This is a genomic window from Paenibacillus sp. PL91 (assembly GCF_012935325.2).
GTDB lineage: Bacteria > Bacillota > Bacilli > Paenibacillales > Paenibacillaceae > Pristimantibacillus.
Genome location: NZ_JABBYG020000027.1, coordinates 1 through 14,212, shown reverse-complemented (window position 1 = coordinate 14,212; position 14,212 = coordinate 1). Strand labels below are relative to the sequence as shown.

The 14,212-nt window shown below is 47.3% G+C and carries 14 protein-coding genes; 2 read left to right on the top strand and 12 right to left on the bottom strand.

Going from position 1 to position 14,212, the window contains the following annotated elements; all coding sequences use genetic code 11:
* Positions 1–7: 7 nt before the first annotated feature.
* The 3 genes from ispF to HI950_RS32125 form a co-directional block, all read right to left on the bottom strand.
* A complete protein-coding gene (gene ispF, locus HI950_RS32135) occupies positions 8–490 on the bottom strand; it encodes a 2-C-methyl-D-erythritol 2,4-cyclodiphosphate synthase (protein WP_169090700.1) in 483 nt (160 codons plus the stop codon).
* Positions 487–1,206, bottom strand: coding sequence for a 2-C-methyl-D-erythritol 4-phosphate cytidylyltransferase (ispD, locus tag HI950_RS32130; RefSeq protein ID WP_169090698.1), 720 nt, complete (start codon positions 1,204–1,206; stop codon positions 487–489). Before ispD ends, ispF begins: the two co-directional genes overlap by 4 nt.
* A gap of 146 nt (positions 1,207–1,352) precedes the next feature.
* A complete protein-coding gene (locus tag HI950_RS32125; protein ID WP_169090696.1) occupies positions 1,353–2,450 on the bottom strand; it encodes a PIN/TRAM domain-containing protein in 1,098 nt (365 codons plus the stop codon).
* 176 nt (positions 2,451–2,626) lie between these two features.
* Here HI950_RS32125 and HI950_RS32120 point away from each other — a divergent pair, with 176 nt between their 5' ends.
* On the top strand, positions 2,627–3,022 hold the full coding sequence (locus HI950_RS32120; RefSeq protein WP_169090695.1) for a nucleoside triphosphate pyrophosphohydrolase family protein: 396 nt from the start codon (positions 2,627–2,629) through the stop codon (positions 3,020–3,022).
* Between the two features lie 88 nt (positions 3,023–3,110).
* Here HI950_RS32120 and HI950_RS32115 read toward each other — a convergent pair whose 3' ends face one another.
* A complete protein-coding gene (locus tag HI950_RS32115) occupies positions 3,111–3,668 on the bottom strand; it encodes an HD-GYP domain-containing protein (protein WP_223285646.1) in 558 nt (185 codons plus the stop codon).
* A gap of 222 nt (positions 3,669–3,890) precedes the next feature.
* On the opposite strand from HI950_RS32115, the gene HI950_RS32110 reads away from it, so the two are divergent.
* Positions 3,891–4,853, top strand: coding sequence for a tyrosine-type recombinase/integrase (locus HI950_RS32110; protein WP_169090690.1), 963 nt, complete (start codon positions 3,891–3,893; stop codon positions 4,851–4,853).
* Positions 4,854–5,141: 288 nt separating this feature from the next.
* Here HI950_RS32110 and pssA read toward each other — a convergent pair whose 3' ends face one another.
* The 8 genes from pssA to HI950_RS32070 form a co-directional block, all read right to left on the bottom strand.
* Complete coding sequence (gene pssA / locus HI950_RS32105; protein WP_169090688.1) at positions 5,142–5,888, bottom strand: CDP-diacylglycerol--serine O-phosphatidyltransferase; 747 nt, start codon at positions 5,886–5,888, stop codon at positions 5,142–5,144.
* Positions 5,889–5,975: 87 nt separating this feature from the next.
* On the bottom strand, positions 5,976–7,052 hold the full coding sequence (gene disA / locus HI950_RS32100; RefSeq protein WP_053373868.1) for a DNA integrity scanning diadenylate cyclase DisA: 1,077 nt from the start codon (positions 7,050–7,052) through the stop codon (positions 5,976–5,978).
* Between the two features lie 10 nt (positions 7,053–7,062).
* Positions 7,063–8,430, bottom strand: coding sequence for a DNA repair protein RadA (gene radA / locus HI950_RS32095; RefSeq protein WP_169090686.1), 1,368 nt, complete (start codon positions 8,428–8,430; stop codon positions 7,063–7,065).
* A gap of 355 nt (positions 8,431–8,785) precedes the next feature.
* The gene (locus tag HI950_RS32090) at positions 8,786–9,133 is read right to left on the bottom strand and encodes an antibiotic biosynthesis monooxygenase (RefSeq protein WP_169090684.1); all 348 of its coding nucleotides are present in this window, start codon (positions 9,131–9,133) and stop codon (positions 8,786–8,788) included.
* Positions 9,134–9,265: 132 nt separating this feature from the next.
* The gene (clpC, locus tag HI950_RS32085) at positions 9,266–11,725 is read right to left on the bottom strand and encodes an ATP-dependent protease ATP-binding subunit ClpC (RefSeq protein WP_169090682.1); all 2,460 of its coding nucleotides are present in this window, start codon (positions 11,723–11,725) and stop codon (positions 9,266–9,268) included.
* Between the two features lie 2 nt (positions 11,726–11,727).
* Complete coding sequence (mcsB, locus tag HI950_RS32080) at positions 11,728–12,807, bottom strand: protein-arginine kinase McsB (protein WP_169090680.1); 1,080 nt, start codon at positions 12,805–12,807, stop codon at positions 11,728–11,730.
* A 28-nt stretch (positions 12,808–12,835) separates the two neighbouring features.
* Complete coding sequence (gene mcsA, locus HI950_RS32075) at positions 12,836–13,357, bottom strand: protein-arginine kinase activator protein McsA (RefSeq protein WP_169090678.1); 522 nt, start codon at positions 13,355–13,357, stop codon at positions 12,836–12,838.
* Positions 13,358–13,392: 35 nt separating this feature from the next.
* Positions 13,393–13,854 (bottom strand): CtsR family transcriptional regulator, encoded by a 462-nt coding sequence (locus HI950_RS32070; protein WP_169090676.1) that lies wholly within the window; start codon positions 13,852–13,854, stop codon positions 13,393–13,395.
* Positions 13,855–14,212: the final 358 nt, after the last annotated feature.

Sequence of the window (14,212 nt, the reverse complement as noted above, 5' to 3'; positions counted from 1 at the left end):
ATCCCGATCATAGCACATCCTTGATTAGACAGACAACGGATTGCGCCGCAATCCCTTCGCCACGTCCCGTAAATCCAAGCTGCTCCGTCGTAGTCGCCTTCACGTTCACCTGCGATACATCGGCCTCAAGCGCCTTAGCGATGATTTCGGCCATTTGCGGAATATACGGCAGCATTTTAGGACGCTGAGCAATAATCGTTGAGTCAATGTTGCCAAGCTTGTAGCCGCGCTCGCGCACAAGCTTCCATATTTCCTCAAGCAGCTTCAAGCTGTCCGCATCCTTAAAAGCAGCATCCGTATCCGGAAAATGCTTGCCAATATCGCCAAGCCCAAGCGCACCAAGAATCGCATCCGTTATCGCATGCAGCAGCACGTCTGCGTCCGAATGGCCAAGCAGCCCCTTCTCATAAGGAATCGTTACTCCCCCAATAATGCATGGACGCCCTTCTACCAATTGATGCACGTCAAATCCTTGTCCAACACGAATCATCCTTGCTCACCGTTCCCCTCTGCCCTATCGGCACGACGCTTTGCGAGCAAAAATTCCGCCCACGGCAAATCTTCAGGCGTCGTAATTTTTATATTTGTATATTCGCCTTCCGCAACAGTGACGCTGGCGCCCATACGCTCTACGACCATCGCGTCATCCGTCCCCACAAATTGCTCTGCCAACGCGCGCTCATGCGCCTCCAGCAGCAGGACACGTCGAAAAGCTTGCGGCGTTTGTATCGCCCACAAGCTTCGGCGGTCCGGCGTCGAAATGATGACACCCGCTTCATTCACTTGCTTAATCGTATCTTTAACCGGCACAGCCAGCACCGAGGCGCCGCTCTTCTCCGCCTGCTCGCAGCATGCACGGACAGCATCCGCCGTTACAAGCGGCCGAACGCCGTCATGCACCATCACCCAGTCGCTTGTCAGCTCCTGAAGCCCGCAGTACACGGAATGCTGGCGTTCAGCTCCCCCGGTCACCACCGCCGTTACCTTCGTTATTCCATATTCCTGAACCCATTTGCGGCAGCGCTCAACATCATCGCTTCCTACGACAAGCACAGCTTCCTTAACGGTATCCATCGACTGAAACAGCTCCAGCGTGTGGACGAGAATAGGCTTGTCCCCTAGCTGCAAGTACTGCTTGCTTTCCTTCGTTCCCATCCGCGTGCCTCTTCCGGCCGCAACGATGATGACTCCCCAATCTGCTCCCATGCCTTCAACCCGCCTCACACTTTGTTAAAATACAAGCCTTCATAAGACGATCTCTTATAAACGGACTTCTATTTCATCGCGAAACGAGCTTATACCGCCAATGGCGTCAGCCGTTTGCGCCCTAACAATAGTACTATCATACCTTGTTACAGCGCTTTTTCCAACAGCTTAGGCTTTGCAAATATCATTCGGCCCGCAGACGTTTGAAGCACGCTCGTTACGAGCACCTCCATTGTCGTACCGATATATTCGCGACCGCCCTCTACGACGATCATCGTACCGTCATCCAAATAAGCGACACCTTGTCCATGTTCTTTGCCGTCTTTAATCACTTGAACGATAATTTCTTCTCCCGGCAGAACGACTGGCTTCACAGCATTTGCCAAATCATTGATATTCAGCACCGATACGCCTTGCAGCTCACATACCTTGTTTAAGTTAAAATCATTGGTAACGACTTTGCCATGGAGTGCCTTAGCCAGCTTCACAAGCTTGCTGTCCACTTCTCCTATTTCCTCGAAGTCACCTTCATAAATAAGAACCTTCACATCAAGCTCTTTTTGAATCTTGTTCAAAATATCAAGTCCGCGCCTTCCTCTGTTTCGCTTCAGCAAATCAGAAGAATCAGCAATATGCTGCAGCTCTTCCAGCACAAACTCGGGAATGACTAGCGTTCCTTCAATAAATCCAGTCTTGCAAATGTCTGCAATTCGACCATCGATAATAACGCTCGTATCGAGAATTTTATGCTCCTCGTAGCCGCCCGCTTCATCTGCAGCAGGAGCAATCCTCCGTTTCTCTAGCAGGGCAGCAAAGCCCTCCGCCAGCTCTTCCTGCTTATGCAGGCCAATACGCATGCCCAAATAACCGAAGCATACCATCATAGCAGCAGGAATAAGTCTTCCTATACCCTCTAAGCCTGATACTGCGGGATAGATTAGCACCGTAAGCAGTAAGCCCGCAAGCAAGCCGCCTGCCCCTGCAATCAACTGCTGCATCGGAAGCGCTGCGGTTTGCTCCGCACCCTTTTGCATATAACGAATGACTTGACCTGCAATCATCGTTGCCACAACCACACCAAAAACCGCGCCAATTGCTACATTCATGTAATAAGTGCCGGATCGCTGTAGCATTCCGAAGGATGAGCCAGACCATACGGTCGCTCCATTCATCCATCCGTATACCTCACCGCCTGCCATACCACCGAACAACATACCCATTATTTGAATAATTCGTCTAACCATTATGGTTCACCTCCACTACAATTATGTTCCAATAATTGCCTTGCTAACCGTGGGGGCGTCTATTAATTACAAACATTTATAAATTTTAATAATTCACATTTTGAAAACAGGGGGAAGGAAGCTTATAATGGAAATTAAGATTACATCATACGAGGTTGGTGAAAGAGGTGGAACCGATGAGCGCTCCTACACTGGATCAATTTCAGCAGCAAGTATCCGAATTGCTGCTCCGGCACCGCAGCTTACTAGATGTTATGTCCAAATTCGGTCAGTCAGGCGCGTCTGTCAATCGTGCGGTCACGAAAGCAGTGACGGATTGCGGCTGTATCGAACTCAATGCCCGAAAACAGCAATATTCGGACGAACTTAATCTTGAAGATGCGAAAACAACGCTGCAAAGTCATCTCACGGGAGCTGTTTGCGAGCATTGCCGCGACGTACTTAAGTCCGATCTTGGACGCAACTTATTTTACATGACTGCTTTATGTAATCTGCTGGACATTCAACTCGATGAGGTTATTGCTGACGAATACGACAAATGCTCAACCTTAGGCCTGTTTAATTTAACGTAACTGCATACGAGAACATACCGGCATTACCTTTACAATTGAAAAAAGCTTTGAGGACATTTCCTCAAAGCTTTTTCTTTGTTTTGACCGGTTATTTCGCATTGGTATTGAGGTAGCCGAAATATAGACCCATTTCTTCATCCGATATATTTATTAGAATATCGACAAGGGAACCATCAAACTGCGTATTTTTGTTTTTCTCCAATTCGTCATATGCCTGTTCCTTTGTAAGCGGCATCCGATATGGACGGGCCGACAACATCGAATCAAACGCATCAATAACCGAGCATGCTCTCGCAAATAAAGGAATACGATCGCCGGCAAGTCTATCAGGATATCCAGCTCCGTCATATCGCTCATGGTGAAATCTAACGAGCTGCAATATATTTACATCATAAAAAGATTGATGGATCAAAATTTCCTCTCCATACTGGGGGTGCTTGCGTAATATCTCCCATTCCCAATCGCTCAATCGGCTTTTTTTATGCAAAATGTCATTGGGCACTCTAACCTTTCCCACATCATGCAGGAAACAACCCCTAATGAAAGCAGCTTTCTCATTTTCGCAAATAGGTAGCTGTGGTGAGATTATTTCAGCTAACAGGGCTACTCTGGCACAGTGCCGGTAAGTAGCCGGACTCTTATACATCAAGTACCTCATCCAACTTCCAGCGTTGGTTTGCTGCAGGGAAATCACTTCCGCATAACTAGGACATATCGTCATCGGCTTCTCCTCTCCCATTAAATCGAGATATCTTCAGGTTGCATTTATAGCTCATTTTGTAAAATATAGTATATAGACTTGAAATATTATACATTCGGCGAGATGTCGCATAATAACAGTTATACGACAACATGAGGAGGATTTCTGATGAGAATTGGGTCAATTACAGAGGAAAGGTCAGCCATACAAGTTATAAATGAGAAAGAAATGACATTTACCGATGAACAAAAAATCCAGATGTTTTTGAGCAATCGCAGCAGATCGCAGCATACCTATAAGAGCTACTACAGAGCTATTGAGCGCTTTAGAGTGTTCATTGCCTACAAAAACCTGAATGACGTTACGTGGAGAGAGATCGAAGCTTTTAAGGTCTATCTCATGTCGATGAAAACCAATAAAAATGGAACGCCGCTTGCACCAGCCTCCATTTCTGCTACCATCGCCGCTCTAAAATCATTTTACAAATGGGGCAGTGATCCTAATATCGGTTTACTGCAGCAAAATCCGACCAGCAGCATCCGGCTTCCAGTCATTCCGTTAATGAGCAGGAAGCATTTTCTAACTAAAAATGAAGTAGGAAAGCTTCTCCATTATTTGCAAAAAGAAAGCAAGCGCAACTATTTAATTGCTTTAAGCCTGCTGCTGCTGGGCTTGCGTGTATCCGAATTATGTGCCGTTCGCTGGTGTGATTTTTACTCGGACCCAATGGAATCCACCGTCTGGTTGACAGTCACCAGAGGCAAGGGCGGTAAAATAAGAGACATAAAAGTACCTCGTCATCTTTGGTTGCTATTTACCAGCTATTTAAACACCAAGCCACATCTAAGCAGCAATTCGGACTCGCAAATTTTCAGCATCACTACCAGACAAATTGAGCGAATGATCAAATCAGCCAGCATAAACAGCGGGCTAGACAAGCCGGTTACCCCTCACTGGCTAAGGCATACAAATGCTACGCTGGCCTTATTGAACGGCGCTTCTTTGCAGCAGGTACAGGAAACGTTAGGCCATTCCCATATCAATACGACACAACGTTATTTGCATACCGTTGACCAGCTTACGAAGTCGGCAACTGACTATGTTGAAGAACTGTTGATCGGATATATCTAACAGACTAGGCAACAGGGTTCTTTTTACCTATTTTAATATTCATGAAAGTTGTAAAGATGGTATTAATGGCATATAATAGGAACTATAGTTATCGTTATTTGTGTCTTTTTTTGTCGTATAACTGTTATTATGCGACATCCAAAAAGAAATTATTATATTTCTTTCGATAAAATAAATGTGAATCTCATTAATATCATGCCTTATAATTATAAAAAAACAAAAATAGCGTTCCCAAACACAATTATTGTGTCTTGGAACGCTATTTTAATTCGTTGGTAAGGTAAAGGTTTAAGCCGGCTTCTCTGACTGAACAGGATCTTCGGAAACTTCCTCGCGCTTCTTCCGTTTGCGGTTTCGCTTGGGCAAACGGCGATCAACGTTTTTTTTTAGGCCGTACAGCGCATAAAGCAGCAGCGGTACAAACAATATTTTAGACAGATCATTTTTGAATACTAAGCCAAGTATAACGGATACCACAATGACGATTGGGACAACCCATACCGCGCTTTTTGGAATTCCGACCTTTTTGAAATTCGGATATTTAATCGTACTGACCATAAGGATGGAGAGCACAAGCGTGCTCGCAAGCAGCACGGATACGTAAATATCATCCTTGAACAAAGCAAGCGTCGCTAGTACACCGCCAGCTGCCGGAATCGGCAGTCCGATAAAGTAGCCTGGCGCGCTTGAAATGACATTGAAGCGAGCAAGCCGCAAAGCGCCGCATATGGGAAACAATGCCGTTACAATCCATGCGAAGGCTGGACTCAGCTCTTGAAAAGCGACAACATACATAATGAAAGCAGGCGCTACGCCAAACGAAATCACATCGGATAAGGAGTCTAGCTCTTTGCCGAACTCACTTTGAACGTTCAGCGCCCGAGCAACGCGTCCGTCTACACCGTCAAGCAGCATGGCAATCAACACCATCATAGCCGCCGTATCTGGTTTTTCATTAAATACAAGAATGATGGCGATTACCCCTAAAAATAGGTTCCCCACCGTGAGAAGGCTCGGTATCGATTTTGCGATCATCTTTTCCACCTCTTCTCTACTATGCCCCAAAACCTTTAACGAATGTACATCCGTTTAAAGGACCACATTCAATCCATTGTATGGGATTTAGATTTGCCTGTCAATGAACATCTGCTCTTGGATCCGCTTGAGACCCTCCTTAATTGCCCGTGCCCGCACTTCCCCAATACCCTCAACCTCATCCAATTCTTCAATCGTCGCCATCAAAATGTGAGGCAGCCGACCGAACCGTTCAATTAAATTGTTCATAATGATAAGCGGCAATCTCGGAATTTTGTTCAACAGGCGATACCCGCGAGGAGAGACGGATTCATCGTTCATATTGCTCGTATGTGGATAACCGATCAAACGGATGATTGGCGGCGCATCCAGCAGCTCATCCGAGCTTAGCTTCTTCAAGCCTGCCCGAATTTCCCGAATCTTCTCATCCGAATTTTCTTTGGCGTAATCCTTAAGTAAGTACCAAGCATCCTCTTCCACGCCGCCAACCAGCTCATCCATTTGCATGCTGATCAGACGGCCCTCCGTACCTAGCTCGATCACGTAACGCTTTATTTCCATCTTGATACGCAGCACCATCTCAACACGCTGAATAACATGTGCTACTTCCTGCAGCGTCACAAGCTCTTCAAACTCAAGCGCGGACAAATTCGTAAACGACTGGCTAAGCACTGCCTTATATTTCTCGAGCGTTTGAATCGCCTGATTGGCCTTTGTCAAAATAACGCCCATATCCTTCAGTGAATAGCGCAGGTTTCCTTGATATAACGTAATAATATTTCGCCGCTGAGAGATCGATACGACGAGCTTACCCGTCTGCTTAGCAACACGCTCTGCCGTCCGGTGCCGTATACCCGTTTCAATGGAAGGAATCGAGCTGTTCGGAATGAGCTGCGTATTTGCATACAATATTCTACGCATATCCTCGCTCAAAATAATCGCGCCATCCATTTTGGCTAGCTCATACAAATAGTTCGGCGAGAAGTCGCAATTGATAGAGAAGCCTCCATCTACAACCTCCATCACCTCAGGACTATATCCAACAACAAGTAACGCCCCCGTTTTGGCCCGAAGCACATTCTCCAGCCCATCACGAAAAGGGGTACCTGGTGCGACTAATTGCAATAATTGATTCATTATTTCCAACTGCGTAGGTTCCTTCATCGTCTGCCCCCTATCCAAGCGCTGCCTTAAGTGCTTCCGACACTGTGGTTACGCCAATAATTTCTATGCCAGAGGGCGGCTTCCAGCCCTTTAAGCTCTTCTCCGGCATAATGACACGTTTAAATCCAAGCTTCTCTGCTTCCTTCACCCGTTGCTCCGCACGCGATACGGCACGAACCTCGCCCGTCAGCCCCACTTCGCCAAATATGACATCGTATGGCTTCGTCGGTGCATCCCGAAAGCTGGACGCAATGCTGACGGCGGCCGCTAGGTCAACTGCCGGCTCATCGAGCTTCACACCGCCCGCAACGTTCAAGTAAGCATCCTGCGTCTGCAGAAACATGCCGTTTCGTTTCTCCAGCACCGCAATGATCAGCGCCATGCGATGATGGTCAATGCCTGTCGACATTCTTCGCGGAGACGGAAAATTGGTCGTCGCGACAAGCGCTTGAAGCTCGACTAACACGGGCCTCGTTCCTTCCATGCTTGCGACGACTGTCGAACCCGAAACACCTAACGGGCGTTCAGACAAGAACAGCTCGGAGGGATTAGAAACTTCTCTAAGTCCATCCTCGCCCATCTCAAAAATTCCGATCTCGTTCGTCGAGCCAAACCGATTTTTTACTGCCCGCAAAATGCGGTAGGTATGATGACGCTCTCCTTCAAAATAAAGAACGCAATCCACCATGTGCTCAAGCAGCCTTGGCCCAGCAATCGCGCCTTCCTTCGTAACATGGCCGACCAGCACTGTTGCGATCCCTTTAATTTTGGCGACCCGCATAAAATGTGCAGTACATTCACGTACCTGTGATACGCTGCCGGGAGCAGATTGCACATTCGGATCGTACACTGTTTGAATCGAGTCAATAACGAGAAAATCAGGCTGGACCGATTCAATTGCATCATTAATTTGCTCCATATTGGTCTCGCATAATACATACAGCGATTCCGTCAGCGCTCCAAGGCGATCTGCCCTCAGCCTTGTTTGACGCACGGACTCCTCTCCGGAAATATAGAGCACCTTAAGTCCTTTCACCGCAAGCGCGTGAGAGGTTTGAAGCAAAAGCGTTGATTTGCCGATGCCCGGATCTCCGCCAACCAGAATAAGCGAGCCTGGTACGACGCCCCCGCCGAGCACTCGATTGAGCTCAAGCATCCTTGTTTCGATGCGCGGTTCTTGCCCACTTTCTATATGTATGATGGACTGCGGCTTTTCTTTCGCATGAAACGATGACAATCCGACGCCCTTCGTCTTCACAACGGTTTCTTTTTCTTCCACCATAGAGTTCCATGCATGGCAGCCCGGACATTTTCCGAGCCATTTAGCCGATTCTGTACCACATTCCGTACAAACAAACTTCGTTTTAATTTTGGCCATTCTATACTCCTTAAACGTTATGGGCTAGCACAATAGATAAAGCCATCCCTAGCGATTCCACTTAAAATGACGCTATATAAAGTTTACCATTTAATCCCCAATGTATAAACCCACATTGTTGATGAAAAAGCTTATTATCGTTCCTATTATTCGTTTCCCACAATATAAGTTATCCCTTTTCTTTAATATCGGTATTGTCCACAGATTTATTAACAACTTATCAACATTATCCACAGGTTCATCAACATATCCCCACAGTCCTTCACAGGAATGCACTATAAAAAAACGCCCCCTTTATCCACAGTGGATAAGAGAGCGAATATATCCGAATCGCACACATTCTATTTTAAATATGCTATGCCTCAATTCCGGCTTGCCGAGCGACCAAGACGCGATGCGTCGTCAACTGCGAGCCGAGCATAACGCTTTCCGTTTGCTGACCATCAGCTCCTTGAGGCTGGCCTCCGCGATGGGCATGCGCTTGCCGGAAAGAATCGCTGTTTACCCAGCCATCAAAGGAAGCTTTGTCTTCCCAAGTCGTGCTTACTTTCAGCTCATCAAATTCCTCTAGACCTTCCGTAAACAATACCTCCATGCGTACGAAGCCCGGCGATTGATCGATCCCTTTGGAATTTTGAAACCGTTTCGCAACGGTTTCGCCATGGCCCTTTTTTACTTTTATCGTATTTGTAACAACTATCATCGTTGCCCCTCCCATGCTATGTAATGCTCTACTGCCATTATACGATAATGATTCTCATTGTCAATTTAAAGCCATAATAAAAACTGTCCCGCAAGCTTCATTTCTGGCTGCGGGACAGTCTGGGATTATGCTTTATTTCGCAGTGGATTCCTCCGGCTCTTGCTCCGAGATAGATTTCGTTACGGTCAAAGCGCCGTCTTTTTCGTCAATCGTGAACGTATCGCCTTTCTGGATTTTACCCATCAGCAGATCTTCGGATAAACGATCCTCAATGTGCTTCTGGATAGCCCGGCGAAGCGGACGCGCTCCGTATTGTGGATCATAGCCTTCCTTGGCAAGGAATGCTTTGGCTCCATCCGTCAGAACGAAATCAACCTCCTGCTCGCGCAGACGCTTGCGAAGCTCCTCGGACATAAGCGTTACGATTTGAGCAATGTGCTCCTCGCCAAGCGAGTGGAATACGATGCTCTCATCGATCCGGTTGAGAAACTCTGGACGGAAGCTTTTCTTAAGCTCTGCCATCACTTTGTCCTTCATTTGCAGGAAATCACGTCCCGCATCCTGCACGGCTGTAAAGCCAAGCGAGGAGTTGCGTTTAATTTGGTCAGCGCCAACGTTCGACGTCATAATGATCAGCGTGTTCCGGAAATCGACAACACGGCCTTTGGAATCAGTCAAGCGGCCGTCCTCCAGCACCTGCAGCAAAATGTTGAATACTTCAGGGTGAGCCTTCTCGATCTCATCAAGCAAAACGACGGAATATGGCTTGCGACGGACCTTCTCAGTAAGCTGGCCGCCTTCTTCATAGCCTACATAACCTGGAGGCGCTCCGACTAGTCGCGAAGTCGAATGCTTCTCCATATATTCTGACATATCAATGCGGATAACCGCATTCTCATCGCCGAACATTGCCTCGGCAAGCGCTCTTGCCAGCTCTGTTTTACCAACGCCTGTTGGTCCTAAGAAAATGAACGAACCGATTGGACGCTTCGGATCCTTCAGACCGGCACGCGCACGACGAATCGCTCTCGACACCGATTTAACGGCATCTTCCTGCCCGATAATACGGTCATGAAGAATTTCTTCCATCTTCAGCAGCCGCTCTGTCTCTCCTTCAGCGAGCTTGCTGACCGGTATTCCCGTCCAGCTAGCTACAACCTGAGCAATATCCTCTGGCGTAACCTCGGAATCGGTACGGCCCTGCTTTTCTTTCCATTGGTTTTTCGTGACATCGAGCTCTTCGCGAATTTTTTGCTCCGTATCGCGAAGCGCAGCCGCTTTCTCGAATTCTTGGCTTTGAACCGCAGAATCCTTCTCCTTGCGAATATCCTCCAAACGATTTTCAAGCTGTTTCAGGTTTGGCGGTACGGTGTAGGAATGAAGGCGTACCTTAGAGCCAGCTTCATCAATAAGGTCAATCGCTTTATCCGGCAAGAACCGGTCTGGAATATAACGATCGGAAAGCTTCACCGCTTGCACGATAGCCTCATCCGTAATTTTCACACGGTGATGAGCCTCGTAACGATCGCGTAGTCCATACAAAATTTGAATCGCTTCTTCTGGAGATGGCTGATCGACAGTAATCGGTTGGAAACGACGCTCAAGCGCTGCATCCTTTTCGATATATTTGCGATACTCATCTAGCGTTGTTGCTCCGATGCACTGCAGCTCGCCGCGTGCCAGCGCAGGCTTCAGTATGTTCGATGCATCGATCGCCCCTTCTGCTCCGCCTGCTCCGATCAGCGTATGAAGCTCATCAATGAATAGAATAATATTGCCTGCTTGACGAATCTCATCCATGATCTTCTTCAGACGATCCTCAAACTCACCGCGGTATTTTGTCCCTGCTACAACAGAGCCCATATCGAGCGTCATTACGCGTTTGTCGCGAAGCGTTTCAGGAATTTCGTTCTCAATTATTTTTTGCGCTAGTCCTTCGGCAATCGCCGTTTTACCTACGCCTGGTTCCCCGATTAGCACTGGATTGTTTTTTGTACGACGGCTAAGCACTTGGATTACGCGCTCAATTTCTTTGCTCCGTCCGATAACTGGATCCAAATTGCCTTCCTTCGCATAGGCCGTCAAGTCTCTTGCAAGACCATCTAGCGTAGGCGTGCTCACGTTAGCCTGCGAGCCATGATTGCTCGATACGGCCTCGCTGCTGCCAAGCAGCTGCAGCACCTGCTGACGAGCCTTATTAAGGCTGATCCCAAGGTTGTTCAGCACGCGTGCTGCTACACCCTCTCCTTCACGGATTAGGCCGAGAAGGATATGCTCCGTGCCTACGTACGTATGACCAAGCTTTCTCGCTTCATCCATCGAAAGCTCAATGACTTTTTTCGCGCGAGGCGTATAAGCAATGTTATTCGGCTGCTCTTGACCGCGACCGATCAACGCTTCAACCTCATCTTGAATTTTCTCAAGCCCTAAACCTAGTCCAATTAATGCTTTGGCCGCTATTCCTTCCCCTTCGCGAATAAGACCAAGCAAAATATGTTCCGTGCCGATATTATTATGCCCGAGACGGACCGCTTCCTCTTGTGCCAATGCAAGCACCTTCTGTGCTCGCTCCGTAAATCTTCCAAACATCATATTCATGCACCCCCATGGCCTTTTTCACCGCGCAATTGCTTGCGTATGAGTTCTGCTCTTCTGAAATCCCTCTGCTCCGGGCTCATCTTCTCGTCGAAGGTTTGTTGTAGAAACCCAGGCTGAGTCATAACTAAAAGCTCGTTTAATACTTGTGGCGTTACATCCGTTAAAATGCCTAAATCTGCTCCAAGCCGCACATCCGACAAGCGCTGTGCTGCTTCCTTGGAGTCCATAATCGATGCATGAGATAAAATACCGTATGATCGCTTTATGCGATCTTCCGTTCTCAGCCTCGACTCCTGCATAAGACGCTTGCGTGCCGCTTTCTCATGCTCGATGATTTGTCTTGCTACACTATAAAGATTGTCAATTATTTCGTTCTCGGATTGGCCTAGCGTAATTTGGTTTGACACTTGAAACAAGTTGCCAAGCGCCTCGCTGCCTTCGCCGTACAATCCTCTTACTGCAAGGCCAACCTGCGTTACTGCTGACAATATACGATTAATTTGTGACGTGAGCACAAGCGCCGGCAAATGCATCATGACCGAAGCCCGAATGCCTGTGCCAACATTAGTTGGACATGTCGTTAAATAACCGCGTTTCTCGTCAAACGCATAATCAGCTGCCTCTTCAAAAATATCGTCAATTCCGCTGGCCAATGCCCAAGCCTCTTGAATTTGGAAACCTGGATATAGACATTGGATGCGCAAATGATCTTCTTCGTTAATCATTATGCTAACAGATTCATTATCACTTAAAATAACTGCCCCGCATCGCGAGTCATTCGCTAAGTTAGGGCTTATTAGATGCTTTTCTACGAGCACCCTTTTATCAAGCTCGCTTAAATCTGACAAAATAATCGTCTCAAATGAACCAATGGACTGCAGCTTGCCGCTCTGGCTTACTTCGGTCAGCTGATCCATCACATCCTTGGATTGCTGATTTGTCGCAAGCAACGGAAATGGCTGGTGCCTTAAATTACGGGCGACCCGCACTCTGCTGCTAATGACAATTTCAGATTCCGGACCAATATCCTTCATCCATTCGCTAAGCGCATGTTCTGAGAATCGATGCTTAGTCAAGAGCCTTACTCACTCCTTCTATGCCAGCTTACAGGTCGGCAATTTGGCGCTCCAGTTCACGTATTCGATCACGCAGCTGAGCTGCACTCTCAAACTCCTCATGCTCTATTTTCGCTTGCAAATCCCGCCTCAGCTGTTCGATTTCGCGCTTGCACTGAATCTGACCGCCTGAGCGCTTCGGTATCTTCCCGCTGTGTACGGTACTGCTGTGAACCCGTTTGAGAAGTGGATCAAGTTTATCTGCAAAAGCCTGATAACAGTTGCTGCAGCCGAAGCGGCCGATCTTGCTGAACTGTGTATAGGTGAGACCACATTCCTCGCATCGCAGCGTCTCCTGCTTAATACCGGCAATCCCTGACCCGCTCAAGTGCTCGAAGTCAAGAAGTCCTGACAATAAGCTATGAATAGAGAAGCTATTCGGGGCCCCAGGAATACTTTCCCCTTTCTCACGAGCACAGCTTTCACAGATGTGAAATTCGGTCTTCTCACCGTTTATGATTTTTGTAAAATGAAGCGTAGCCGGCTTTTTGCCGCATTCTTGGCAAAACAAGCGTGATCCCTCCTCCCGGTATAAACGGTTTCGCGTTATTTAACCAGCAAAGAGATAAGCATGGACCGCAGTAATCTGGCCCTAATTTCATCCCTTAGCGGCAGCTTAAGTGCGAGTGTATCGCGATGCACTGCCGCACGAAGCAAGTTTCCTTCGCGCTTTGAAATGAGTCTTGCTTCCTCCAGCTGATAAATAAGTCCTTCCGCCGCACTTTGATCGACACATTCCCCAACCGTTTCCTCGATATGGAATTGAATCGCCTTCAGTGCCGGAAGATCAATCCGTTGGATACGGATATAGCCTCCGCCTCCGCGCTTGCTTTCAACCATGTATCCTTTCTCCATGGTAAAGCGAGTACTGATGACATAGTTGATTTGCGAAGGTACACAAGAAAATTTGTCAGCTAAGTCATTGCGTTGAATTTCGACTGCGCCCTCTGGGCTATCTTGGAGCATATGCTTCAGATACTGTTCGATGAGATCGGAAATGTTACGCAAACCACCAACCTCCCTGAGAAATAACCAACAAAGCCAAAGTTGAAACATGAATATTAAAATTCGTTTTCAACCAAAATCATCGGACACCGAATATTCGGACAATTGACTTTGACTTTCTTTGACTTTGATTTTATTATATGCAATTTTAGCAAAAGGTCAAGTGGTCGTTCAAATTCATTTTTATAATAGCTTGGTGCGGTTGTACTCTGTTTATACATGGATGAACGTTTTTCAGCAGAAGCACAGGCTTTTATTAATAATTTCGGACGAAGTGCGAACACAACAAAAAACCTATCGCATCACATGCGATAGGTCTCTCGTGCTTGGCGACGTCCTACTCTCCCAAGACCCTGCGGTC

What these genes read in the sequence shown, in the direction of transcription:
- radA (WP_169090686.1), bottom strand. Translation starts at nt 8,430, where the DNA reads ATGGCCAAAATTAAAACGAAGTTTGTTTGTACGGAATGTGGTACAGAA.
- disA (WP_053373868.1), bottom strand. Translation starts at nt 7,052, where the DNA reads ATGAAGGAACCTACGCAGTTGGAAATAATGAATCAATTATTGCAATTA.
- HI950_RS32125 (WP_169090696.1), bottom strand. Translation starts at nt 2,450, where the DNA reads ATGGTTAGACGAATTATTCAAATAATGGGTATGTTGTTCGGTGGTATG.
- ispF (WP_169090700.1), bottom strand. Translation starts at nt 490, where the DNA reads ATGATTCGTGTTGGACAAGGATTTGACGTGCATCAATTGGTAGAAGGG.
- HI950_RS32110 (WP_169090690.1), top strand. Translation starts at nt 3,891, where the DNA reads ATGAGAATTGGGTCAATTACAGAGGAAAGGTCAGCCATACAAGTTATA.
- pssA (WP_169090688.1), bottom strand. Translation starts at nt 5,888, where the DNA reads ATGATCGCAAAATCGATACCGAGCCTTCTCACGGTGGGGAACCTATTT.
- ispD (WP_169090698.1), bottom strand. Translation starts at nt 1,206, where the DNA reads ATGGGAGCAGATTGGGGAGTCATCATCGTTGCGGCCGGAAGAGGCACG.
- clpC (WP_169090682.1), bottom strand. Translation starts at nt 11,725, where the DNA reads ATGATGTTTGGAAGATTTACGGAGCGAGCACAGAAGGTGCTTGCATTG.
- HI950_RS32090 (WP_169090684.1), bottom strand. Translation starts at nt 9,133, where the DNA reads ATGATAGTTGTTACAAATACGATAAAAGTAAAAAAGGGCCATGGCGAA.
- HI950_RS32120 (WP_169090695.1), top strand. Translation starts at nt 2,627, where the DNA reads ATGAGCGCTCCTACACTGGATCAATTTCAGCAGCAAGTATCCGAATTG.
- HI950_RS32115 (WP_223285646.1), bottom strand. Translation starts at nt 3,668, where the DNA reads ATGTATAAGAGTCCGGCTACTTACCGGCACTGTGCCAGAGTAGCCCTG.